Consider the following 17485-nt stretch of genomic DNA (forward strand, 5'->3'; position numbering starts at 1 on the left):
CCATACGCTGAATTGGGCCAAAAAACCTCAGAATAATCCGGGTCTCAGGCCAGTTCCCCTTTCACCAGGGGAACGAAACGGACGGCCTCTACGGTATCGATAATGAATTCGCCTCCCCGCCGATGAACGCGCTTCAGATATTGCTGATCATCGCCCACGGGCAAAACGAGAATACCGCCTTCGTCGAGCTGCGACATCAGCGCAACCGGAATCTCCAACGGCGCCGCCGTGACGATAATGGCATCAAACGGGGCGCGCGCCTGCCACCCCTGCCAGCCATCGCCGTGGCGGGTAGATACATTGTGTAAATCAAGCTGCTTCAGGCGACGACGCGCATGCCATTGCAGGCTTTTAATCCGCTCAACGGAACAGACGTGATGCACCAGATGGGCGAGAATTGCGGTTTGGTACCCCGAACCGGTGCCGATCTCCAGCACCCTTGAATTGGGGGTCAACTCCAACAGCTCCGTCATTCGCGCCACCATATACGGCTGCGAAATGGTCTGTCCCTGCCCTATCGGCAGCGCAACGTTATCCCACGCGCTGTGTTCAAACGCTTCATCAATAAATTTTTCGCGCGGCACCTGCGCCATCGCGTCCAGCACCCGCTCGTCATGAATGCCGAGCTGGCGCAGCTGATTAAGCAGGCTCTGGATGCGTCTACTGACTACCATTGCACGTCAACCCTCGCCTGCTCCAGCCAATCGGAAACCACCTCATGCGCGCTATGGGCAGTGAGGTCAACGTGCAGCGGCGTGACGGAGACGTATCCTGCATCAACGGCAGCGAAATCGGTGTCCGGGCCAGCATCGCATTTGTCGCCAGGTGGGCCAATCCAGTAAAGCGTATTGCCACGCGGATCCTGCTGCGGGATCACTTTATCTGCCGGATGGCGGCTGCCGCAGCGCGTGACGCGAATACCTTTGATTTGATCGAGCGGTAGATCCGGAACGTTAACGTTCAGAATGCGCCCGGTACGCAACGGCTCACGCGCTAAAGCGCGCAGCAGCGAGCAGGTGATGGCGGCGGCGGTGTCATAATGCTGATGGCCATTTAGCGAGACCGCCAGCGCGGGAAAGCCAAGGTGGCGGCCTTCCATCGCGGCCGCTACCGTGCCGGAATAGATAACGTCATCGCCCAGATTCGGCCCGGCGTTAATGCCAGAAACCACGATATCCGGGCGCGGACGCATCAGCGCATTCACGCCCAGATAGACACAGTCCGTTGGTGTGCCCATCTGGACGGCGATGTCGCCGTTTTCGAAAGTGAAGGTACGAAGCGAGGACTCAAGCGTCAGCGAATTCGACGCACCGCTGCGGTTACGATCGGGTGCAACTACCTGAACCTCGGCAAACTCCCGTAAGGCTCTGGCCAGCGTCTGAATACCTGGCGCATGGATCCCGTCATCGTTACTCAGCAATATTCGCATAATCACCTGTTGTATTGATAAGTTCCCTTACCACGCTGGTCGCAAAGCTTCCTGCCGGCAGCCAGAAACGCAGTTCGACGGTGACGTCATCCCACCAGTTCCAGCTAAGCTGCTGCGGATAAAGCAGCTGGGCGCGGCGTGCGGCTTCGACCTTTTCCCGCTGCAGCAGTGACTGCAGCGCGGTCTCTTCGGCCAGCGTATTTTGTTCAAATTCCAGCGCGGTCCGCTGGGTGCCCCAATCGCCGCTACCGGGCAGCGCGGCGGTAATCATCAGTTCACGCGCGTCCACGCGAGCCTGCAGCACCGCAAGCTCGTCGTCGGTGGCCACAAACCAGCTGCCACGCCCCGCTAATTGTAGCGCATCGCCGTCAACAACTTGATTAAAGTCCGGTTTTTTTAGGCGCTCACTCACAATCTGATTAAACAACGCGCTGCGGGCCGCCGACAACCAAAAACTGCGTTTATTACGATCGCGCACCGGCGCGCCGCTCTCGGCCCAGCGCAGCGCGCCAAGCAGGTTGCTGCCGCCAATGCCAAAGCGCTGAGCGCCAAAGTAGTTTGGCACGCCACGTTCAGCAATCGCCTGCAGCCTAGCTTCGACATCGTCGCGACCGCTCACTTCACGCAGAACCAGCGTGAACTGGTTACCTTTCAGCGCACCTAAACGTAATTTACGCTTATGGCGGGCATATTCCAGTACCTGGCACCCTTCCAGTTGGAACTGGCTTAGGTCCGGCATTGCATTGCCCGGTACGCGAGCGCACAGCCACTGTTCGGTGACCGCATGCTTATCTTTTTGCCCGGCAAAGCTTACTTCACGGGCATGTATTTTAAGGAATTTTGCCAGCGCGTCGGCAACAAACCGGGTGTTGCAGCCATTTTTCAGAATGCGCACCAGTATATGTTCGCCTTCGCCGTCCGGCTCAAAGCCTAAATCTTCGACCACCAGAAAATCTTCCGGGTTGGCCTTCAGCAGCCCGGTTCCCTGCGGTTTGCCGTGCAGGTAGGTGAGTGCGTCAAACGGAATCATGGTTTCGCCTTATGCAGCAGCGCGACCGCTTCACAGGCAATGCCTTCACCGCGCCCGGTAAAGCCGAGCTTTTCGGTGGTGGTCGCTTTTACGTTAACGTCGTCCATATGACAGCCGAGGTCTTCGGCAATAAACACGCGCATTTGTGGGATATGCGGCAGCATCTTTGGTGCCTGGGCAATAATAGTGACGTCAACGTTACCCAGCGTGTAGCCCTTGGCCTGCACGCGTTTCCACGCTTCGCGCAGCAAAGCGCGGCTGTCAGCCCCTTTAAAGGCCGGGTCGGTATCGGGGAACAGTTTGCCGATGTCGCCCAGCGCCGCCGCGCCCAGCAGGGCATCGGTCAGCGCGTGCAGCGCGACGTCGCCGTCGGAGTGCGCCAGCAGCCCTTTTTCATAAGGGATACGTACGCCGCCGATGATAATTGGGCCTTCGCCGCCAAACGCGTGTACGTCAAAACCGTGTCCAATGCGCATTATGTCTTCTCCAGGTCAACCCAAGCGGGTGAGGTAAAATTCGGCAAGCGCCAGATCTTCCGGGCGAGTAACCTTAATATTATCAGCACGTCCGGCAATCAACTCGGGATGAAAGCCGCAATATTCTAATGCCGATGCTTCGTCGGTAATCGACGCCCCTTCGTTCAGCGCGCGGGTTAAACACGCCAGCAGCAGCTCACGAGGGAAAAATTGCGGGGTCAGGGCGTGCCACAAATCGTTACGATCGACCGTGTGCGCAATCTCTGCTTTACCGGGTTCGGCACGCTTCATGGTATCGCGTACCGGCGCCGCCAGAATGCCGCCAACGCGGCTGGTGTCGCTTAAGCGGAGTAGTCGCGCAAGGTCATCCTGATGCAGGCACGGGCGCGCCGCATCGTGCACCAACACCCATTCGGCGTCATCAATCGCACGCAGACCGGCCAGCACGGAATCGGCGCGTTCGCTGCCGCCTTCAACGACGGTAATCTGCGGGTGTTGCGCAAGCGGAAGCTGCTGGAAGCGTTCGTCTCCGGCGGAGACGGCGATGATCACCCGCTGGACGCGGGCATTAGCCAGCAGCGCATCCACCGAATGTTCGAGAATCGTTTTGTTACCGATTGAGAGATATTGTTTTGGGCAGTCCGTTTGCATGCGGCGGCCAAATCCGGCTGCCGGCACCACGGCGCATACGCCCGGAAAAGTTACGGCCATGTCGTCATCCTGGGACTGTTTATCGATTAGTTTGCGTTTGCCCCGCACCCTGGCTGCGCTTAGACGCATCCGGAACCAGACGATAGAAAGTTTCGCCCGGACGGGTCATGCTGAGTTCGTTACGTGCGCGTTCCTCGATCGCCTCCTGGCCACCGTTGAGGTCATCAATTTCAGCAAAGAGCTGATCGTTGCGCGCTTTTAATTTCGCGTTGGTTGACTGTTGTACGGTCACATCATCACGGACCTTGCTGAAGTCATGAAGACCATTTTTTCCAAACCACAACGAATATTGTAGCCAGACCAGCAAAGCCAGTAATAGCAGCGTTAATTTACCCATCCTGCCCCCTGAAAAACGGCACTATCATCCCATAACTTGCCGTCATACTCCACTCCAGCCACAGGCGATACCGCATATCGCTGGAAATGTACCATATTTCAAGCGCAGAAAGGCACGTCTGGTCATCGCTCACCTCACGGGTAAGCGCTAATGCAGACGCATTAACTCATAAGCCACATGAATAACAAACCACACAGAATAGCGACCGTTACCAGGGTTGCAACAATGGTGTAGCCGAGTTTGCCTTTCACTAATGAGTGAAACGCAACGCCGATTACGACCGCGACAGGCATCAGGGCGAGGAAGAAAGGCCAGGTGTACAAAAAGAAGAACAGCGTATTATTGCCGTAATGCAGATAGGGAATACCCAGCGCCATCAACCACGCGACAAAGCCGACAAAAGCCCCTGACAAAGACCATGTGGTCTCATCATAGGTAGGGGCGAGTGACTCGGATTCGGCCACGTTGATGTTCTGAGTATTGCGCATAAATAATCCTGTTAGGCCGGAGCCAAAAAACTCCGGCACGTTTTCAGGATCTGATAATATCGCTCTGCTTGAGTAGATCTAATAATTGCGCAACCAAATTTGTTACTAATTGTTCACCATCAAGGCGGATTGCAGGCCGCTCGGGAGATTCATATGATGAATCAATTCCGGTAAAATTCCGCAGTTCACCGGCACGCGCTTTTTTGTAGAGCCCTTTCGGATCGCGCGCTTCACAGGTCGCCAGTGACGTATCGACAAACACTTCAAAGAAGCGGTCATCGCCGACGCGCTCACGGACCATTTGACGCTCCGCCCGGTGCGGTGAAATAAACGCGGTCAATACAACCAGCCCGGCATCCACCATCAGCTTTGCCACTTCACCCACGCGACGAATGTTTTCCTTACGGTCCGCGTCGGTAAAACCTAAATCGTTACACAAACCGTGGCGCACGTTATCGCCATCAAGCAGATAGGTGCTGACGCCGATTTGATGCAGCGCCTCTTCCAGCGCTCCAGCCACGGTAGATTTCCCCGAGCCCGAAAGCCCGGTGAACCACAGCACAACCCCACGGTGACCGTGGAGCTGTTCGCGCTGCTGTGCAGTGACAGGATGGGCGTGCCAGACGACGTTTTCGTCATGCTGAGCCATTACTTGCCTCCCAGCAGATCGCGCGCACCCCAGTGTGGGAAGTGTTTACGCACCAGCGCATTCAGCTCCAGCTCGAAGGCGCTGAATTCAGAGGTGGTCACGGTATCCTGGGTATTTGGCTCGTGCACCATACCGGCGCCAACGGTGACGTTGGTTAAGCGGTCGATAAAGATAAGGCCGCCGGTCACCGGGTTCTCCTGATATTTGTCGAGCACCAGCGGTTCGTCAAAGGTCAGGTCTACAAGACCAATGCCGTTCAGCGGCAGCGCATCCACTTCACGCTGGGTCAGGTTGTTGATATCTACCTGGTACTGAATGCCGTCCACGCGGGCGCGGGTTTTCTTGCCAGCGACTTTGATGTCGTAGCTCTGCCCCGCCGCCAGCGGCTGTTCAGCCATCCATACCACGTCAACGGCGGCACGCTGTACCGACGGCAGCGCATCCTGCGCGTCCAGCAGCAGATCGCCACGGCTGATGTCGATTTCATCTTTCAGCACCAGCGTCACCGCTTCACCGGCGTAGGCTTCCGGCAGGTCGCCATCAAAGGTAACGATACGGGCAACCGTGGATTCCACGCCTGATGGCAGCACTTTAATGCGCTGGCCGACCTTCACGCTGCCCGAGGCAACGGTGCCGGAGAAGCCACGGAAGTCGAGGTTAGGACGGTTAACGTACTGCACCGGGAAGCGCATTGGCTGGGTGTCCACCGTACGGCGGATCTCCACGGTTTCCAGTACTTCCAGCAGCGTCGGGCCGCTGTACCATGCAATCTTGTCGCTGCTGCTGGCCACGTTATCGCCTTCCAGCGCGGAGAGCGGTACGAAGCGAATATCGAGGTTGCCCGGCAGCTGTTCGGCGAAGGTCAGGTACTCTTCGCGAATGCGGTTAAAGGTCTCTTCGCTGTAGTCGACGAGATCCATTTTGTTGATAGCCACTACCAGGTGTTTGATCCCCAGCAGCGTCGAAATAAAGCTGTGACGGCGGGTTTGATCGAGCACGCCTTTACGGGCATCGATCAACAGGATCGCCAGATCACAGGTGGACGCACCGGTCGCCATGTTGCGAGTGTACTGCTCGTGCCCCGGGGTGTCGGCAATAATAAATTTGCGCTTCTCGGTGGAGAAGTAACGGTATGCCACGTCGATGGTAATACCCTGCTCGCGCTCGGCCTGCAGGCCATCCACCAGCAGCGCCAGATCGAGTTTTTCGCCCTGGGTACCGTGACGTTTGCTGTCGTTATGCAGCGAGGAGAGCTGGTCTTCATAAATCTGACGAGTGTCGTGCAGCAGGCGGCCAATCAGCGTACTTTTGCCGTCATCCACGCTGCCGCAGGTCAGGAAGCGCAGCAGGCTTTTGTGCTGCTGGGCGTGCAGATACGCTTCCACGCCGCCTTCATCAGCGATTTGTTGTGCAATAGTGGTGTTCATGGCGGCTCCTTAGAAATAACCCTGACGTTTTTTAAGCTCCATGGAGCCAGCCTGGTCGCGGTCAATCACGCGGCCCTGACGTTCACTGGTGGTTGAGACCAGCATCTCTTCGATAATTTCCGGCAACGTCTGCGCGTCGGACTCTACCGCGCCGGTCAGCGGCCAGCATCCCAGGGTACGGAAGCGCACCATCCGTTTTTTAATCACTTCACCCGGCTGCAGGTCGATACGGTCGTCATCGATCATCATCAGCATGCCATCGCGTTCCAGCACCGGACGCTCAGCGGCCAGATAGAGCGGAACAATATCGATGTTTTCCAGGTAGATGTACTGCCAGATATCCAGCTCGGTCCAGTTGGAGAGCGGGAAGACGCGGATGCTTTCGCCTTTGTTAATCTGGCCGTTGTAGTTGTGCCATAACTCCGGACGCTGGTTTTTCGGGTCCCAGCGGTGGAAACGGTCGCGGAAGGAGTAGATACGCTCTTTGGCGCGAGACTTCTCTTCGTCACGGCGCGCGCCACCGAACGCGGCATCAAAGCCGTATTTGTTCAGCGCCTGCTTCAGCCCTTCGGTTTTCATAATGTCGGTGTGCTTGGCGCTGCCGTGCACGAACGGGTTAATCCCCATCGCCACCCCTTCCGGGTTTTTATGCACCAGCAGCTCGCAGCCGTAGGCCTTCGCGGTACGGTCACGGAATTCGTACATTTCGCGGAATTTCCAGCCGGTATCAACGTGCAGCAGCGGGAACGGCAGCGTACCAGGATAAAACGCTTTGCGCGCCAGGTGCAGCATTACGCTGGAATCTTTACCGATGGAGTACATCATCACCGGATTAGCGAATTCGGCGGCCACCTCACGGATGATATGGATGCTTTCCGCCTCCAGTTGCCGCAGGTGAGTAAGTCGTTTTTGGTCCATAACCGTTCCTTAAGCCTGATTCATTGCACGTCTGTTGTGTTGATGCCGGATTGTGTCGTGTCGTCGGGCGCTTTTTTTTGTTGTTGCGGGTGTCGTGCTACAACTCGCTAACAATCAGCAATAGAGGGACTATAGGGGGTGGTTTAGACCAAATGAAATTACGAAAAGGAATGAGTTGTTACTCAAAGGAATAACGAGCTGAAAAAGCAAATATCAAAAAGTGCTTAACGCCCGCTATTTCCGGCATTTAGGAGGTTTTGAAATTGTGTAATCCCCTTCACGGTTTCATACTACTTACGACTATTTTTTTGCATCGTTGTAAGGACTTCCTATGTTCTCCGCACTGCGCCACTGTCTGACAGCCATGGCGCTCGGCGTCTGCACTCTTCTTCCAGCACAGGCGGCCACCACGCCTCTGGGAACCATCGCTAATACGCAAGCTCGCTATATCGCCACCTATTTCCCTGGCCGCATTACCGGTACGCCAGCCGAAATGCTCTCCGCTGACTACATTCGCCAGCAGTTTGCGCAAATGGGCTATCAGAGCGATATCCGCACCTTTAACAGCCGCTATATCTACACCACCAAAGATAACCGTAAGAACTGGCATAACGTGGTTGGCAGTACGGTGATCGCCGCTCATGAAGGGAAATCACCGCAGCAGATTATTGTGATGGCGCATCTGGATACCTACGCGCCGCATAACGACAGCGACGTGGAGAAAAACCTTGGCGGCCTGACGCTTCAGGGGATCGACGATAATGCGCTGGGCCTGGGCGTTATGCTGGAACTGGCTGAGCGTTTTAAAAGCATTCCGACGCAGTACGGCATTCGCTTTATCGCCACCAGCGGCGAAGAAGAAGGCAAGCTCGGCGCAGAGAACCTTCTCAAACGCATGAGCAGCGCGGAGAAGAAAAACACCCTGCTGGTTATCAACCTCGATAACCTGGTGGTCGGCGATAAAATCTATTTTAACAGCGGCGTGAAAACACCCGCCTCGGTGCGCAAACTGACCCGCGACCGCGCGCTGACCCTTGCGCATAGCCGCGGTATTGCGGCGGCAACCAATCCCGGCCTGAATGCGCAATACCCACAGGGAACCGGCTGCTGCAACGACGCGGAAATTTTCGATAAAGCCGGGATTCCGGTGCTCTCCGTTGAAGCGACGAACTGGTCACTCGGTAAAAAAGATGGCTACCAGCAACGAGCAAAAAGCGCGAGCTTCCCTGACGGCACCAGCTGGCACAATGCCCATATCGACAATCAGCAGTATCTCGATAAAGCGCTGCCGGGGCGTATTGAGCGCCGCAGCCGTGAAGTGGTACGGGTGATGATGCCGCTGATGCGTGAGCTGGCAAAGGCGAAAACGCGCAGTTGATACCATCAAGGTCAGGCGCCCTGCCTGACCTTTTTTCTCATTACACCGTCGGGATCGTGCCACCATCAATGACGTATTCGCTGCCGGTAATCGAACCGGCCCGCTCAGAGGCCAGGAAGGCAATCAGGTTCGCCACCTCATCTGGCGTTGATGGACGGCCGAGCGCAATACCGCCCAGTGAATCCATAATGATCTTTTTACTGCCTTCGTAGTCAATCCCCTTCTCAACGGCAAGCCGTTCGGCAAAACGAACCGCGGCCTCGGTTTCAATCCATCCCGGCGACACCGTTAAAACGCGCACGCCTTTTGGCGACACCTCTTTGGACAGGCTTTTACTGTAGGTGGATAACGCCGCTTTCGCCGCCGCGTAGGCCGTGGTGGACTCCGGCAACGGCAGCGTGCGTTGAATAGACGAGACGTGAACCACTACCCCCTTCCCATTAGCGACCATTGCAGGCAGCAGCAGGCGATCCAGACGGACGGCAGGATAGAGGTTCAACGCCAGCTCCTGCTGCCAGATATCATCGCTGAGCACGGCGTAACCTCCAGCTGGCGATGACGACCCGCCCAGCATATGGACGACAATATCAACGCCGCCAAGCTGCGTCTGTACCGCATCGGCCAGCGTCGCGCAGCCTTCTGCAGTAGTGAGGTCCGCGGCGACAAACAGCGCCTCGCTGCGGGACTCCGGCTGATGTCTGGCACTGATCATCACCCGCGGCCCTGTGCTAAAAACAGCGCAGCCGTCGCCGCCCCCGCGCCTTTGGTCCCTGACGTGACCAGCACTCGTTTCCCCTCAAGCCCCAGGAAGCTCAGCATAGCCAATCTCCAGTTCAACAATACGGTTCATCATGAGACGGAAATCGTAGTCCAGCACCACCGGGCGCCCAGGAAAGTTACCGCTGACGTTAGCGCGAATCGTGACGATATCGCCACGTGAAAACATGTCGAACGGCTCGGAGACAAAATCATATTGTTCCCTTGAGGCAACACGCCATGCGCGGATAGCCGTGCGGCCGGTGTAAGTATTCCCCTCGTCTTTGACCACCGCATATTCGGCAAAGGCGCTCATTGCCGTATCGAGGCTCTCTTCATTAAAGAAATGCTGTATTGCCATTGGCATGTTCATGCTGCCGCTCCTCTTAAATAAACGTTACGGGTTTACTTTAAGGAGCCGCTATAATTTAAACAATCAGGACAAACATTGATGAAGTAATGAAGGAAACGGGATAATGTCGCGCGTTACGCTCACCGATTTAGAAGCCGTTATGGCCATTGCGCGTCGGGGTACTTTCCGCGCGGCGGCGGTCGATTTAGGAGTCTCCACCACGGCGTTAAGCCACACCATTGCCAAATTTGAGTCCGGGCTTGGCGTCCGACTGTTTAACCGCACCACCCGTAGCGTCAGCCTTACCGATGCAGGCCGCCTGTTTATTGATAACGTCGGCCCGTCGCTCCAGGGGGTTTATGACGCTCTGGAGGTCGTCCGCGCCCGTCGCGAAACGCCGTCGGGCCTGCTGCGGATTAACACGCCGCCCTTTGCGGCACGCACGATCCTCTCTTCGCTGGTGCTGAAATTTCTGCAGCGCTATCCCGAAATGCAGGTGGATATTGTCACCGATGGCCGACTGATTGATATCGTGGCGGAGGGCTTTGATATGGGCGTCCGCGTGGCGAAGCTTATCCCCAATGACATGATTGCCATTTCATTAGGCCAGCCGCAGCGCCACGCAATTGTTGCCTCGCCGCAGTATTTGGCGCAGCACGGCAGCCCAGAAACGCCCCTCGACCTTCTTCAACACGCCTGCATCCGGGTCAGGTTGCCAGACGGCACGATTTATCGCTGGCATCTGGAGAACGCCGGAGAGGTGGTTCAGGTGGATGTTCGCGGGCAGCTCACGCTTGATGAAGCCTCTTTAGCGAGGATTGCCGTGCTGGAAGGTTCAGGTATTGGCTGTTTTCTGGAGCAGGATGTGGTGGAAGATATTGCAGCAGGCCGCTTGATTCGCCTGCTCAGCGACTGGACGCCGCCTTTCCCCGGATTGTGTATCTACTACCCCGGACGTCGCAACCCTTCCGCGGGGCTTGCCGCGTTTCTGGCGATGGCGAGGGAGTCAGCTAGCCAGCAGGGTTGATATCACGCAGCGGAAAAGCCGCTGCGCAATAATGTGATTACCCTTCGTGCAGCCCGCACTCGCGCTTAAGCCCGAAGAAGCGCGTCTCTTCTTCCGCCATGCCCGGTTCCCATTTGCGAGTGGTGTGGGTATCGCCCACTGACAGATAGCCTTGATCCCACAGCGGATGGTACTTCAGGCCGTGCTTTTGCAGGTACTGGTAAACCGTACGGTTGTCCCAGTCGATGATCGGCAGCACTTTAAAGACGCCGCGCTGAATGGCCAGCACCGGCAACGTAGCGCGGCTGCCTGACTGCTCGCGGCGCAGGCCAGCAAACCAGGTTTGTGCGTTAAGGTCGCTAAGCGCCCGGTTCATCGGCTCAACCTTGTTGATGTCATTGTATTTCTCAATGCCCTCAACGCCCTGCTCCCACAGCTTGCCGTAGCGCGCTTCCTGCCAGGCCGCGCTCTCTTTCGCGCGATAGACCTGCAGGTTGAGTTTGAGTTTGTCCGTTAACTCGTCGATAAACTGATAGGTTTCCGGGAACAGATAGCCGGTATCGGTGAGGATCACCGGGATATCCGGGCGAATCTGATTCACCAGATGCAGGCTTACCGCCGCCTGGATACCAAAGCTTGAGGAGAGCACGTATTCGCCGGGCAGGTTTTCCAGCGCCCAGGCTACGCGCTCCTCGGCGCTCAGTTTTTCCAGCTGGGCGTTGGTTTCGGCCAGTGCTAATACGCGATCGACTTTCGGCAGTTCGTTCAGCGCGCTTAAAGACAGTACGGACATAGCAACCTCGTTTGTGTGTTTTCCCCTCACCCCGGCCCTCTCCCCAAAGGGACGAGGGAGAAAACTGAACAGTCCCCTCTCCCCTATGGGGAGAGGGTTAGGGTGAGGGGGAAACGGAGTTATTCCCAGAAATCACGCGCTGGATCGAGCACCGGGCGAATGATGCCCGCACGCACCGTAAAGTCGCCGAAGCCTTCACCCGCTTCGCGCTCTTTCGCCCAGCGCCCAACCAGTTCGTCTACGGAAGCGAGAATTTCCGTTTCCGTAATGTTTTCACGATACATACGCGGTATGCGCGTCCCCATGCGGTTGCCGCCCAAATGCACGTTGTAGCGGCCCGGCGCTTTACCTACCAGCCCCAACTCGGCGAGCATCGCACGGCCACAGCCGTTCGGGCAGCCGGTCACGCGCATCACAATGTGCTCTTCAGGAATACCGTGTTTTTCCAGAATATCTTCCACTTTGTCAGTGAACGACGGCAGGAAACGCTCGGCTTCCGCCATCGCCAGCGGACAGGTCGGGAACGACACGCAAGCCATGGAGTTTTCACGCTGCGGCTTTACCGCATTCATCAGCCCATGGTCACGCGCCAGCTTCTCGATCTTCGCCTTCTGGCTTTCCGGTACGCCAGCGATGATCAGGTTCTGGTTCGCAGTGATGCGGAAATCGCCTTTGTGGATCTTCGCGATCTCCAGCAGTCCGGTTTTCAGCGGACGGCCCGGGTAATCGAGAATACGACCGTTTTCGATAAACAGCGTCAGGTGCCAGTTATCGTCGATCCCTTTCACCCAACCAATGCGATCGCCGCGACCGGTGAACTCGTAAGGGCGGATTGGCTCAAATTTGATCCCCGCACGACGCTCAACCTCTTCCTTGAAGGTATCGACGCCGACGCGCTCAAGGGTGTATTTGGTTTTGGCATTTTTACGGTCGGTACGGTTACCCCAGTCGCGCTGAGTCGTCACCACCGCTTCCGCTACCGCCAGCGTATGCTCAAGCGGCAGATAGCCGAACTCGCTTGCCGTACGGGCGTAGGTTTTCTTGTTGCCGTGCTCAATGGACAAACCACCGCCGACCAGCAGGTTGAAGCCCACCAGCTTGCCATTTTCGGCAATCGCCACGAAGTTCATGTCGTTAGCGTGCAGATCGATATCGTTCTGCGGCGGGATCACCACGGTGGTTTTAAATTTACGCGGCAGATAAGTTGAACCGAGGATCGGCTCTTCGTCCGTCGTCGCCACTTTCTCCTGATCGAGCCAGATCTCAGCATAGGCGCGGGTGCGCGGCAGCAGATGCTCAGAAATTTTCTTCGCCCACTCGTAGGCCTCGGCGTGCAACTCGGACTCATACGGGTTGGAGGTGCACAGCACGTTACGGTTCATGTCGTTGGCGGTGGCCAGCGCATCAAGCCCGACGGAGTGCAGCATCTGGTGAACCGGCTTCACGTTCTTCTTCAGAATGCCGTGGAACTGGAAGGTCTGACGGTTGGTCAGACGGATGCTACCGTAAATGGTGTTGTCAGCGGCGAATTTATCGATGGCCTTCCACTGCGTGGTGGTGATCACCCCGCCCGGCAGACGGCAGCGCAGCAGCATCGCATGGCGCGGCTCCAGCTTCTGCTCGGCGCGCTCGGCGCGAATGTCACGGTCATCCTGCTGATACATACCGTGGAAACGGATCAGCAGGAAGTTATCGCCGTGGAAGCCGCCGGTCAGACCGTCGTTCAGGTCTTCCGCGATGGTGCCGCGCAGGAAATTACTTTCACGCTTCATGCGCTCGGCGTCAGTCAGTTTGCCTTCGACCACTAAAGGCCCTGGGTATTTTTCGCTCATTAGTAGACATCTCGCTGATAACGGCGCTCAACGCGCAGCTCACTTAAAAATTCATCCGCCGATTCGATATCCATTGCACCGAATTCAGCAATCACTTCCAGCAATGCCTGCTCAACGTCTTTCGCCATGCGATTAGCGTCGCCGCAGACATAAATGTGGGCACCGTCATTGATCCAGCGCCACAGTTCCGCGCCCTGTTCGCGCAGTTTGTCTTGTACGTAGATTTTTTCTTTTTGGTCACGTGACCAGGCCATATCGATACGGCTCAGCACGCCTTCTTTTACGTAACGCTGCCACTCCACCTGATAGAGGAAATCCTCGGTGAAGTGCGGGTTACCAAAGAACAGCCAGTTTTTGCCTTCAGCGCCATCGGCCGCGCGCTGCTGCATAAAGGCGCGGAACGGTGCAATACCGGTACCCGGGCCAATCATAATAACCGGCGTCTGCGGGTTAGCCGGCAGGCGGAAGTTATCGTTATGTTCGATGAATACGCGGACTTCGCCCTCTTCTTCCACGCGGTCGGCGAGGAAGCTGGAGGCGCCACCGGCGCGTGCCCGGCCTTCAATCTCGTAGCGCACAACGCCAAGGGTCACGTGCACTTCGCTCTCGACTTCCGCCTGCGACGAGGCAATAGAGTAGAGGCGCGGCGTCAACGGACGCAGCAGGCCAATCAGCGCATCGGCATCCAGCTGAGCAGGAGAGAAACGCACCATGTCGACAATCGGCGTAGTCGCGGCATACTGCTGCAGCTGCGCTTTATCGCCCACCAGCGGCAGCAGAGATTCACTGCGGGTCAGCGTGGCGTAGTTTTCCACGATATTGGCGGTGTTGACCGTCAGCTCGAAGTGCCACTGCAGTGCATCGGCGAGCGGCAGCGTTTTGCCCTCAACCGTGACCGACTCGTCACCCTTGAGCCACAGCAGTTCAACCAGCTCTTTGACCAGCTCTGGGTCGTTCTGATACCAGACGCCCAGCGCATCACCAGGCTGGTAGCGCAGGCCGGAGTCGCCGAGATCGATTTCGATATGGCGAACATCTTTTTCTGAATCACGGCCGGTGATTTTCTGGTTCACCGACAGCGACGCCGTGAGCGGGGCTTCTTTGGTGTACGGGCTAGAGTGGATGTCGTTAACCGCTCCGCTCGCCGCCGCCTGAACGGAAGGTGCCGCTGGTGCACGCGCTTTCAGCACCTCAACCAGACGCGCACGCCATTCGGCGGCCGCCGCCTGATATTCCACGTCGGCATCCACGCGGTCGAGCAGGCGTTCACCGCCGAGCTCAGCCAGCTTGCTGTCGAAATCTTTACCGGCCTGGCAGAAGAATTCATAAGACGTGTCGCCCAGCCCCAGCACCGCAAAGGCGGTATCAGTGAGCTTCGGCGCTTTCTTCGAGAACAGGAACTTATGCAGCGCCACGGCTTCTTCCGGCGCTTCCCCTTCACCCTGTGTAGACGCTACAACAACCAACAGCTTTTCTGACGCGATTTGTTTGAATTTATAATCCCCGGCATTCACCAGGTTCACGTTCAGTTTGGCAGCCAGCAGGTCGTCACGCAGCGCTTCCGCCACGCGGCGGGCGTTGCCCGTTTGCGACGCAGAGATAAGCGTAATGCTCGGGACTTCAGCGGCGACCGGTGCGGCAGCGACTGCGCCCGCACCAGGCTGCTGATTAAGCACGCCCCAAAAATAGCCGGAAACCCAGGCAAGCTGGGTTGGTGATAAATCGGTTGTGGCCGCCTGAAGGCGTGCCATCTGCTCCGGGTTTAGCGGGAGCAACGCTGAAGGGGGGGACTGTGTTGTCATGCGTCGTTATGTTCCAGTAGCAAAGCTGTTTCTAATCAGGAAAAACAGAACTGAATGTAAGGTTAACGACGTCGATAATAACAATTAAAGAAGTGATAGAAATATCAAATAACCAAATGGACTAACCTGTTTTCCTGGTAGTTATTAGCGATAAAACAGGTTGAATAACACATTGATATAATTAGAAAATAATCATCATCAAGATTAATACTTGTACTCGTTGTCTATTTGGCCGTTTTAGTTAATGCAGAAAAATGTGCATTCGGGTACTATGCGGCGTTTTTTTCCGCAAGACTGAGAGTTCATGATGTCCACCACACTGTTTAAAGATTTCACCTTCGAAGCCGCCCACCATCTGCCGCACGTGCCGGAAGGACACAAATGCGGTCGCCTGCACGGCCACTCGTTTATGGTGCGTCTTGAGATCACCGGTGAAGTCGATCCTCATACCGGTTGGATCATGGATTTTGCCGAACTGAAAGCGGCATTCAAGCCAACCTACGATCGTCTGGATCACTACTACCTGAACGATATTCCGGGCCTCGAAAACCCAACCAGCGAAGTGTTGTCCCGCTGGATCTGGGAACAGGTAAAACCGGTCGTTCCGCTGCTTAGCGCAGTAATGGTTAAAGAAACCTGCACGGCCGGCTGCGTTTATCGCGGCGAGTAAGTCAGCCTGCAAGCGGGGAGTCGGTTCACGTCTCCCCCGTTTTCCCTTCTGCAGCGTCCTATCACATTCATTTCCCTAATCTTTCAGAATGCGGCCTCCGCCCAGGAAAAATGACGAAGTTCTGTCACACTCATTGGGTTGGTTAATACATTGTGAGGAATAAGGGATGAAGAAAACGCTTCTCGCCGCAGCGATGCCGGCACTGTTATTGTTCTCAGGACTGAGTCAGGCGCAAACCCCACCCGAAGGCTATCAGCTTCAGCAGGTACTGATGATGAGCCGTCACAACCTGCGTGCGCCGCTGGCGACCAACGGCAGCGTGCTGGAGCAGTCAACGCCGAACGCCTGGCCTGAATGGGATGTCCCCGGCGGCCAGTTGACCACCAAAGGCGGTGTACTCGAAGTCTATATGGGCCACTATATGCGTGAGTGGCTGGCGCAGCAGGGTATGGTCACCAGCGGCGAATGCCCGGCGCCCGACACGGTATACGCCTACGCCAACAGCCTGCAGCGTACCGTCGCTACCGCACAGTTCTTTATTAACGGTGCCTTCCCTGGCTGTGACGTCGTGGTTCATCACCAGGAAAAAATGGGCACGATGGACCCCACGTTCAACCCGGTGATCACCGACGACTCTGCCCAATTCCGCGAGCAAGCGGTACAGGCAATGGAGAAGGCGCGCCAGGCCAAACAGCTCGACGAGAGCTACAAGCTGCTGTCACAGATTGCCCGCTATCAGGATTCTCCATCCTGCAAAGAGAAGCAGCAGTGCTCGCTAACCGAAGCAAAAGACAGCTTTAGCGCCAACTACCAGAAAGAGCCCGGCGTCAAAGGGCCGCTGGCGATAGGTAACTCGCTGGTTGATGCGTTCACGCTGCAATATTACGAAGGGTTCCCGCTGGACCAGGTGGCCTGGGGTGAGATCAAAACCGACCAGCAGTGGCGTCTGCTTTCACAGCTGAAAAACGGCTATCAGGACAGCCTGTTCACCTCGCCGGAAGTGGCGCGCAACGTGGCGAAACCGCTGGTGAAATATATCGATAATGCGCTGGTGACCGAGGCGGCGAAAACGCCAAAAATCACCGTTTTGGTTGGGCACGACTCGAATATTGCCTCGCTGCTGACGGCGCTTGATTTCGACGCCTATACGCTGCCTGGGCAGTACGAGCGCACGCCGATCGGCGGGAAAATTGTGTTCCAGCGCTGGCATGATACGAAAGCAAATCGGGAATTGATGAAGATTGAGTATGTTTATCAGAGCGCCGATCAGCTGCGTAACGCCGATACGCTGACGCTGAAGACGCCGCCGCAGCGCGTCACGCTGTCGCTGAAAGGCTGTCCGGTAGATGCCAACGGTTTCTGCCCGATGGATACCTTCTCGAAAGTGATGAACGACGCGGCGAAATAACGCTTAACGTAGCCCGGCCGAGC

General features: G+C 56.6%; 18 protein-coding genes and 1 pseudogene. 4 read left to right on the forward strand and 15 right to left on the reverse strand.

The features are described 5' to 3' along the window. Positions 1 to 44: 44 nt before the first annotated feature. From FHC49_RS12650 to cysD, 10 genes are all read right to left on the reverse strand, one after another. Positions 45 to 674, reverse strand: a complete 630-nt coding sequence (locus FHC49_RS12650; RefSeq protein WP_220439931.1) for a protein-L-isoaspartate(D-aspartate) O-methyltransferase — start codon at positions 672 to 674, stop codon at positions 45 to 47. Next, a complete protein-coding gene (gene surE, locus FHC49_RS12655) occupies positions 668 to 1429 on the reverse strand; it encodes a 5'/3'-nucleotidase SurE (RefSeq protein WP_185668019.1) in 762 nt (253 codons plus the stop codon). The genes FHC49_RS12650 and surE overlap by 7 nt, the downstream gene beginning before the upstream one ends. Continuing rightward, entirely contained in the window at positions 1410 to 2459 is a 1050-nt protein-coding gene (gene truD / locus FHC49_RS12660) for a tRNA pseudouridine(13) synthase TruD (protein ID WP_220439932.1), read from the reverse strand. Before truD ends, surE begins: the two co-directional genes overlap by 20 nt. Further along, positions 2456 to 2935: a 2-C-methyl-D-erythritol 2,4-cyclodiphosphate synthase gene (gene ispF / locus FHC49_RS12665; protein WP_185668017.1), complete on the reverse strand. Its 480-nt coding sequence runs from the start codon at positions 2933 to 2935 to the stop codon at positions 2456 to 2458. Before ispF ends, truD begins: the two co-directional genes overlap by 4 nt. Positions 2936 to 2950: 15 nt before the next feature. Next, on the reverse strand, positions 2951 to 3646 hold the full coding sequence (gene ispD, locus FHC49_RS12670; protein WP_220439933.1) for a 2-C-methyl-D-erythritol 4-phosphate cytidylyltransferase: 696 nt from the start codon (positions 3644 to 3646) through the stop codon (positions 2951 to 2953). 19 nt (positions 3647 to 3665) lie between these two features. Beyond that, positions 3666 to 3983: a cell division protein FtsB gene (gene ftsB / locus FHC49_RS12675; RefSeq protein ID WP_185668015.1), complete on the reverse strand. Its 318-nt coding sequence runs from the start codon at positions 3981 to 3983 to the stop codon at positions 3666 to 3668. A gap of 161 nt (positions 3984 to 4144) precedes the next feature. Beyond that, positions 4145 to 4471, reverse strand: coding sequence for a DUF3561 family protein (locus tag FHC49_RS12680; RefSeq protein WP_185668014.1), 327 nt, complete (start codon positions 4469 to 4471; stop codon positions 4145 to 4147). A gap of 43 nt (positions 4472 to 4514) precedes the next feature. Beyond that, positions 4515 to 5120 carry an adenylyl-sulfate kinase gene (gene cysC, locus FHC49_RS12685; RefSeq protein WP_185668013.1) on the reverse strand — a complete coding sequence of 202 codons (606 nt, stop codon included), beginning with the start codon at positions 5118 to 5120 and terminating at the stop codon, positions 4515 to 4517. Then, the gene (cysN, locus tag FHC49_RS12690) at positions 5120 to 6547 is read right to left on the reverse strand and encodes a sulfate adenylyltransferase subunit CysN (protein WP_220439934.1); all 1428 of its coding nucleotides are present in this window, start codon (positions 6545 to 6547) and stop codon (positions 5120 to 5122) included. Before cysN ends, cysC begins: the two co-directional genes overlap by 1 nt. 9 nt (positions 6548 to 6556) lie before the next feature. Beyond that, on the reverse strand, positions 6557 to 7465 hold the full coding sequence (gene cysD, locus FHC49_RS12695; protein WP_185668011.1) for a sulfate adenylyltransferase subunit CysD: 909 nt from the start codon (positions 7463 to 7465) through the stop codon (positions 6557 to 6559). A gap of 331 nt (positions 7466 to 7796) precedes the next feature. Here cysD and FHC49_RS12700 point away from each other — a divergent pair, with 331 nt between their 5' ends. Further along, positions 7797 to 8843, forward strand: coding sequence for an aminopeptidase (locus FHC49_RS12700; RefSeq protein WP_185668010.1), 1047 nt, complete (start codon positions 7797 to 7799; stop codon positions 8841 to 8843). 40 nt (positions 8844 to 8883) lie between these two features. Here the strand turns inward: FHC49_RS12700 and FHC49_RS12705 are convergent. Further along, positions 8884 to 9662: pseudogene (locus FHC49_RS12705) on the reverse strand (SDR family oxidoreductase). Beyond that, positions 9640 to 9972 (reverse strand): nuclear transport factor 2 family protein, encoded by a 333-nt coding sequence (locus tag FHC49_RS12710; protein WP_220439935.1) that lies wholly within the window; start codon positions 9970 to 9972, stop codon positions 9640 to 9642. Before FHC49_RS12710 ends, FHC49_RS12705 begins: the two are co-directional and overlap by 23 nt. 103 nt (positions 9973 to 10075) lie before the next feature. Here FHC49_RS12710 and FHC49_RS12715 point away from each other — a divergent pair, with 103 nt between their 5' ends. After that, on the forward strand, positions 10076 to 10978 hold the full coding sequence (locus tag FHC49_RS12715; RefSeq protein WP_220439936.1) for a LysR family transcriptional regulator: 903 nt from the start codon (positions 10076 to 10078) through the stop codon (positions 10976 to 10978). A 37-nt stretch (positions 10979 to 11015) separates the two neighbouring features. Here FHC49_RS12715 and cysH read toward each other — a convergent pair whose 3' ends face one another. The 3 genes from cysH to cysJ form a co-directional block, all read right to left on the reverse strand. Then, positions 11016 to 11750 carry a phosphoadenosine phosphosulfate reductase gene (cysH, locus tag FHC49_RS12720; protein WP_185668006.1) on the reverse strand — a complete coding sequence of 245 codons (735 nt, stop codon included), beginning with the start codon at positions 11748 to 11750 and terminating at the stop codon, positions 11016 to 11018. 119 nt (positions 11751 to 11869) lie between these two features. Next, a complete protein-coding gene (gene cysI, locus FHC49_RS12725; RefSeq protein WP_185668005.1) occupies positions 11870 to 13582 on the reverse strand; it encodes an assimilatory sulfite reductase (NADPH) hemoprotein subunit in 1713 nt (570 codons plus the stop codon). Continuing rightward, entirely contained in the window at positions 13582 to 15384 is a 1803-nt protein-coding gene (cysJ, locus tag FHC49_RS12730; protein WP_220439937.1) for an NADPH-dependent assimilatory sulfite reductase flavoprotein subunit, read from the reverse strand. Before cysJ ends, cysI begins: the two co-directional genes overlap by 1 nt. A gap of 304 nt (positions 15385 to 15688) precedes the next feature. Between cysJ and queD the strand changes: the two genes are divergently transcribed. Together queD and agp are read left to right on the forward strand one after the other, a co-directional pair. Continuing rightward, positions 15689 to 16054 carry a 6-carboxytetrahydropterin synthase QueD gene (gene queD, locus FHC49_RS12735; RefSeq protein WP_163446301.1) on the forward strand — a complete coding sequence of 122 codons (366 nt, stop codon included), beginning with the start codon at positions 15689 to 15691 and terminating at the stop codon, positions 16052 to 16054. A gap of 166 nt (positions 16055 to 16220) precedes the next feature. Next, positions 16221 to 17462, forward strand: coding sequence for a bifunctional glucose-1-phosphatase/inositol phosphatase (gene agp, locus FHC49_RS12740; protein ID WP_220439938.1), 1242 nt, complete (start codon positions 16221 to 16223; stop codon positions 17460 to 17462). Positions 17463 to 17485: the final 23 nt, after the last annotated feature.

This window comes from Kluyvera sp. EC_51, assembly GCF_019584505.1.
In the GTDB taxonomy this organism is placed as follows: Bacteria; Pseudomonadota; Gammaproteobacteria; order Enterobacterales; family Enterobacteriaceae; genus Kluyvera; species Kluyvera sichuanensis.

Bases quoted from the DNA above. Each gene is read 5' to 3' on its own strand.
- FHC49_RS12650 (WP_220439931.1), bottom strand. From the start codon at position 674: ATGGTAGTCAGTAGACGCATCCAGAGCCTGCTTAATCAGCTGCGCCAG.
- surE (WP_185668019.1), bottom strand. From the start codon at position 1,429: ATGCGAATATTGCTGAGTAACGATGACGGGATCCATGCGCCAGGTATT.
- truD (WP_220439932.1), bottom strand. From the start codon at position 2,459: ATGATTCCGTTTGACGCACTCACCTACCTGCACGGCAAACCGCAGGGA.
- ispF (WP_185668017.1), bottom strand. From the start codon at position 2,935: ATGCGCATTGGACACGGTTTTGACGTACACGCGTTTGGCGGCGAAGGC.
- ispD (WP_220439933.1), bottom strand. From the start codon at position 3,646: ATGGCCGTAACTTTTCCGGGCGTATGCGCCGTGGTGCCGGCAGCCGGA.
- ftsB (WP_185668015.1), bottom strand. From the start codon at position 3,983: ATGGGTAAATTAACGCTGCTATTACTGGCTTTGCTGGTCTGGCTACAA.
- FHC49_RS12680 (WP_185668014.1), bottom strand. From the start codon at position 4,471: ATGCGCAATACTCAGAACATCAACGTGGCCGAATCCGAGTCACTCGCC.
- cysC (WP_185668013.1), bottom strand. From the start codon at position 5,120: ATGGCTCAGCATGACGAAAACGTCGTCTGGCACGCCCATCCTGTCACT.
- cysN (WP_220439934.1), bottom strand. From the start codon at position 6,547: ATGAACACCACTATTGCACAACAAATCGCTGATGAAGGCGGCGTGGAA.
- cysD (WP_185668011.1), bottom strand. From the start codon at position 7,465: ATGGACCAAAAACGACTTACTCACCTGCGGCAACTGGAGGCGGAAAGC.
- FHC49_RS12700 (WP_185668010.1), top strand. From the start codon at position 7,797: ATGTTCTCCGCACTGCGCCACTGTCTGACAGCCATGGCGCTCGGCGTC.
- FHC49_RS12710 (WP_220439935.1), bottom strand. From the start codon at position 9,972: ATGAACATGCCAATGGCAATACAGCATTTCTTTAATGAAGAGAGCCTC.
- FHC49_RS12715 (WP_220439936.1), top strand. From the start codon at position 10,076: ATGTCGCGCGTTACGCTCACCGATTTAGAAGCCGTTATGGCCATTGCG.
- cysH (WP_185668006.1), bottom strand. From the start codon at position 11,750: ATGTCCGTACTGTCTTTAAGCGCGCTGAACGAACTGCCGAAAGTCGAT.
- cysI (WP_185668005.1), bottom strand. From the start codon at position 13,582: ATGAGCGAAAAATACCCAGGGCCTTTAGTGGTCGAAGGCAAACTGACT.
- cysJ (WP_220439937.1), bottom strand. From the start codon at position 15,384: ATGACAACACAGTCCCCCCCTTCAGCGTTGCTCCCGCTAAACCCGGAG.
- queD (WP_163446301.1), top strand. From the start codon at position 15,689: ATGATGTCCACCACACTGTTTAAAGATTTCACCTTCGAAGCCGCCCAC.
- agp (WP_220439938.1), top strand. From the start codon at position 16,221: ATGAAGAAAACGCTTCTCGCCGCAGCGATGCCGGCACTGTTATTGTTC.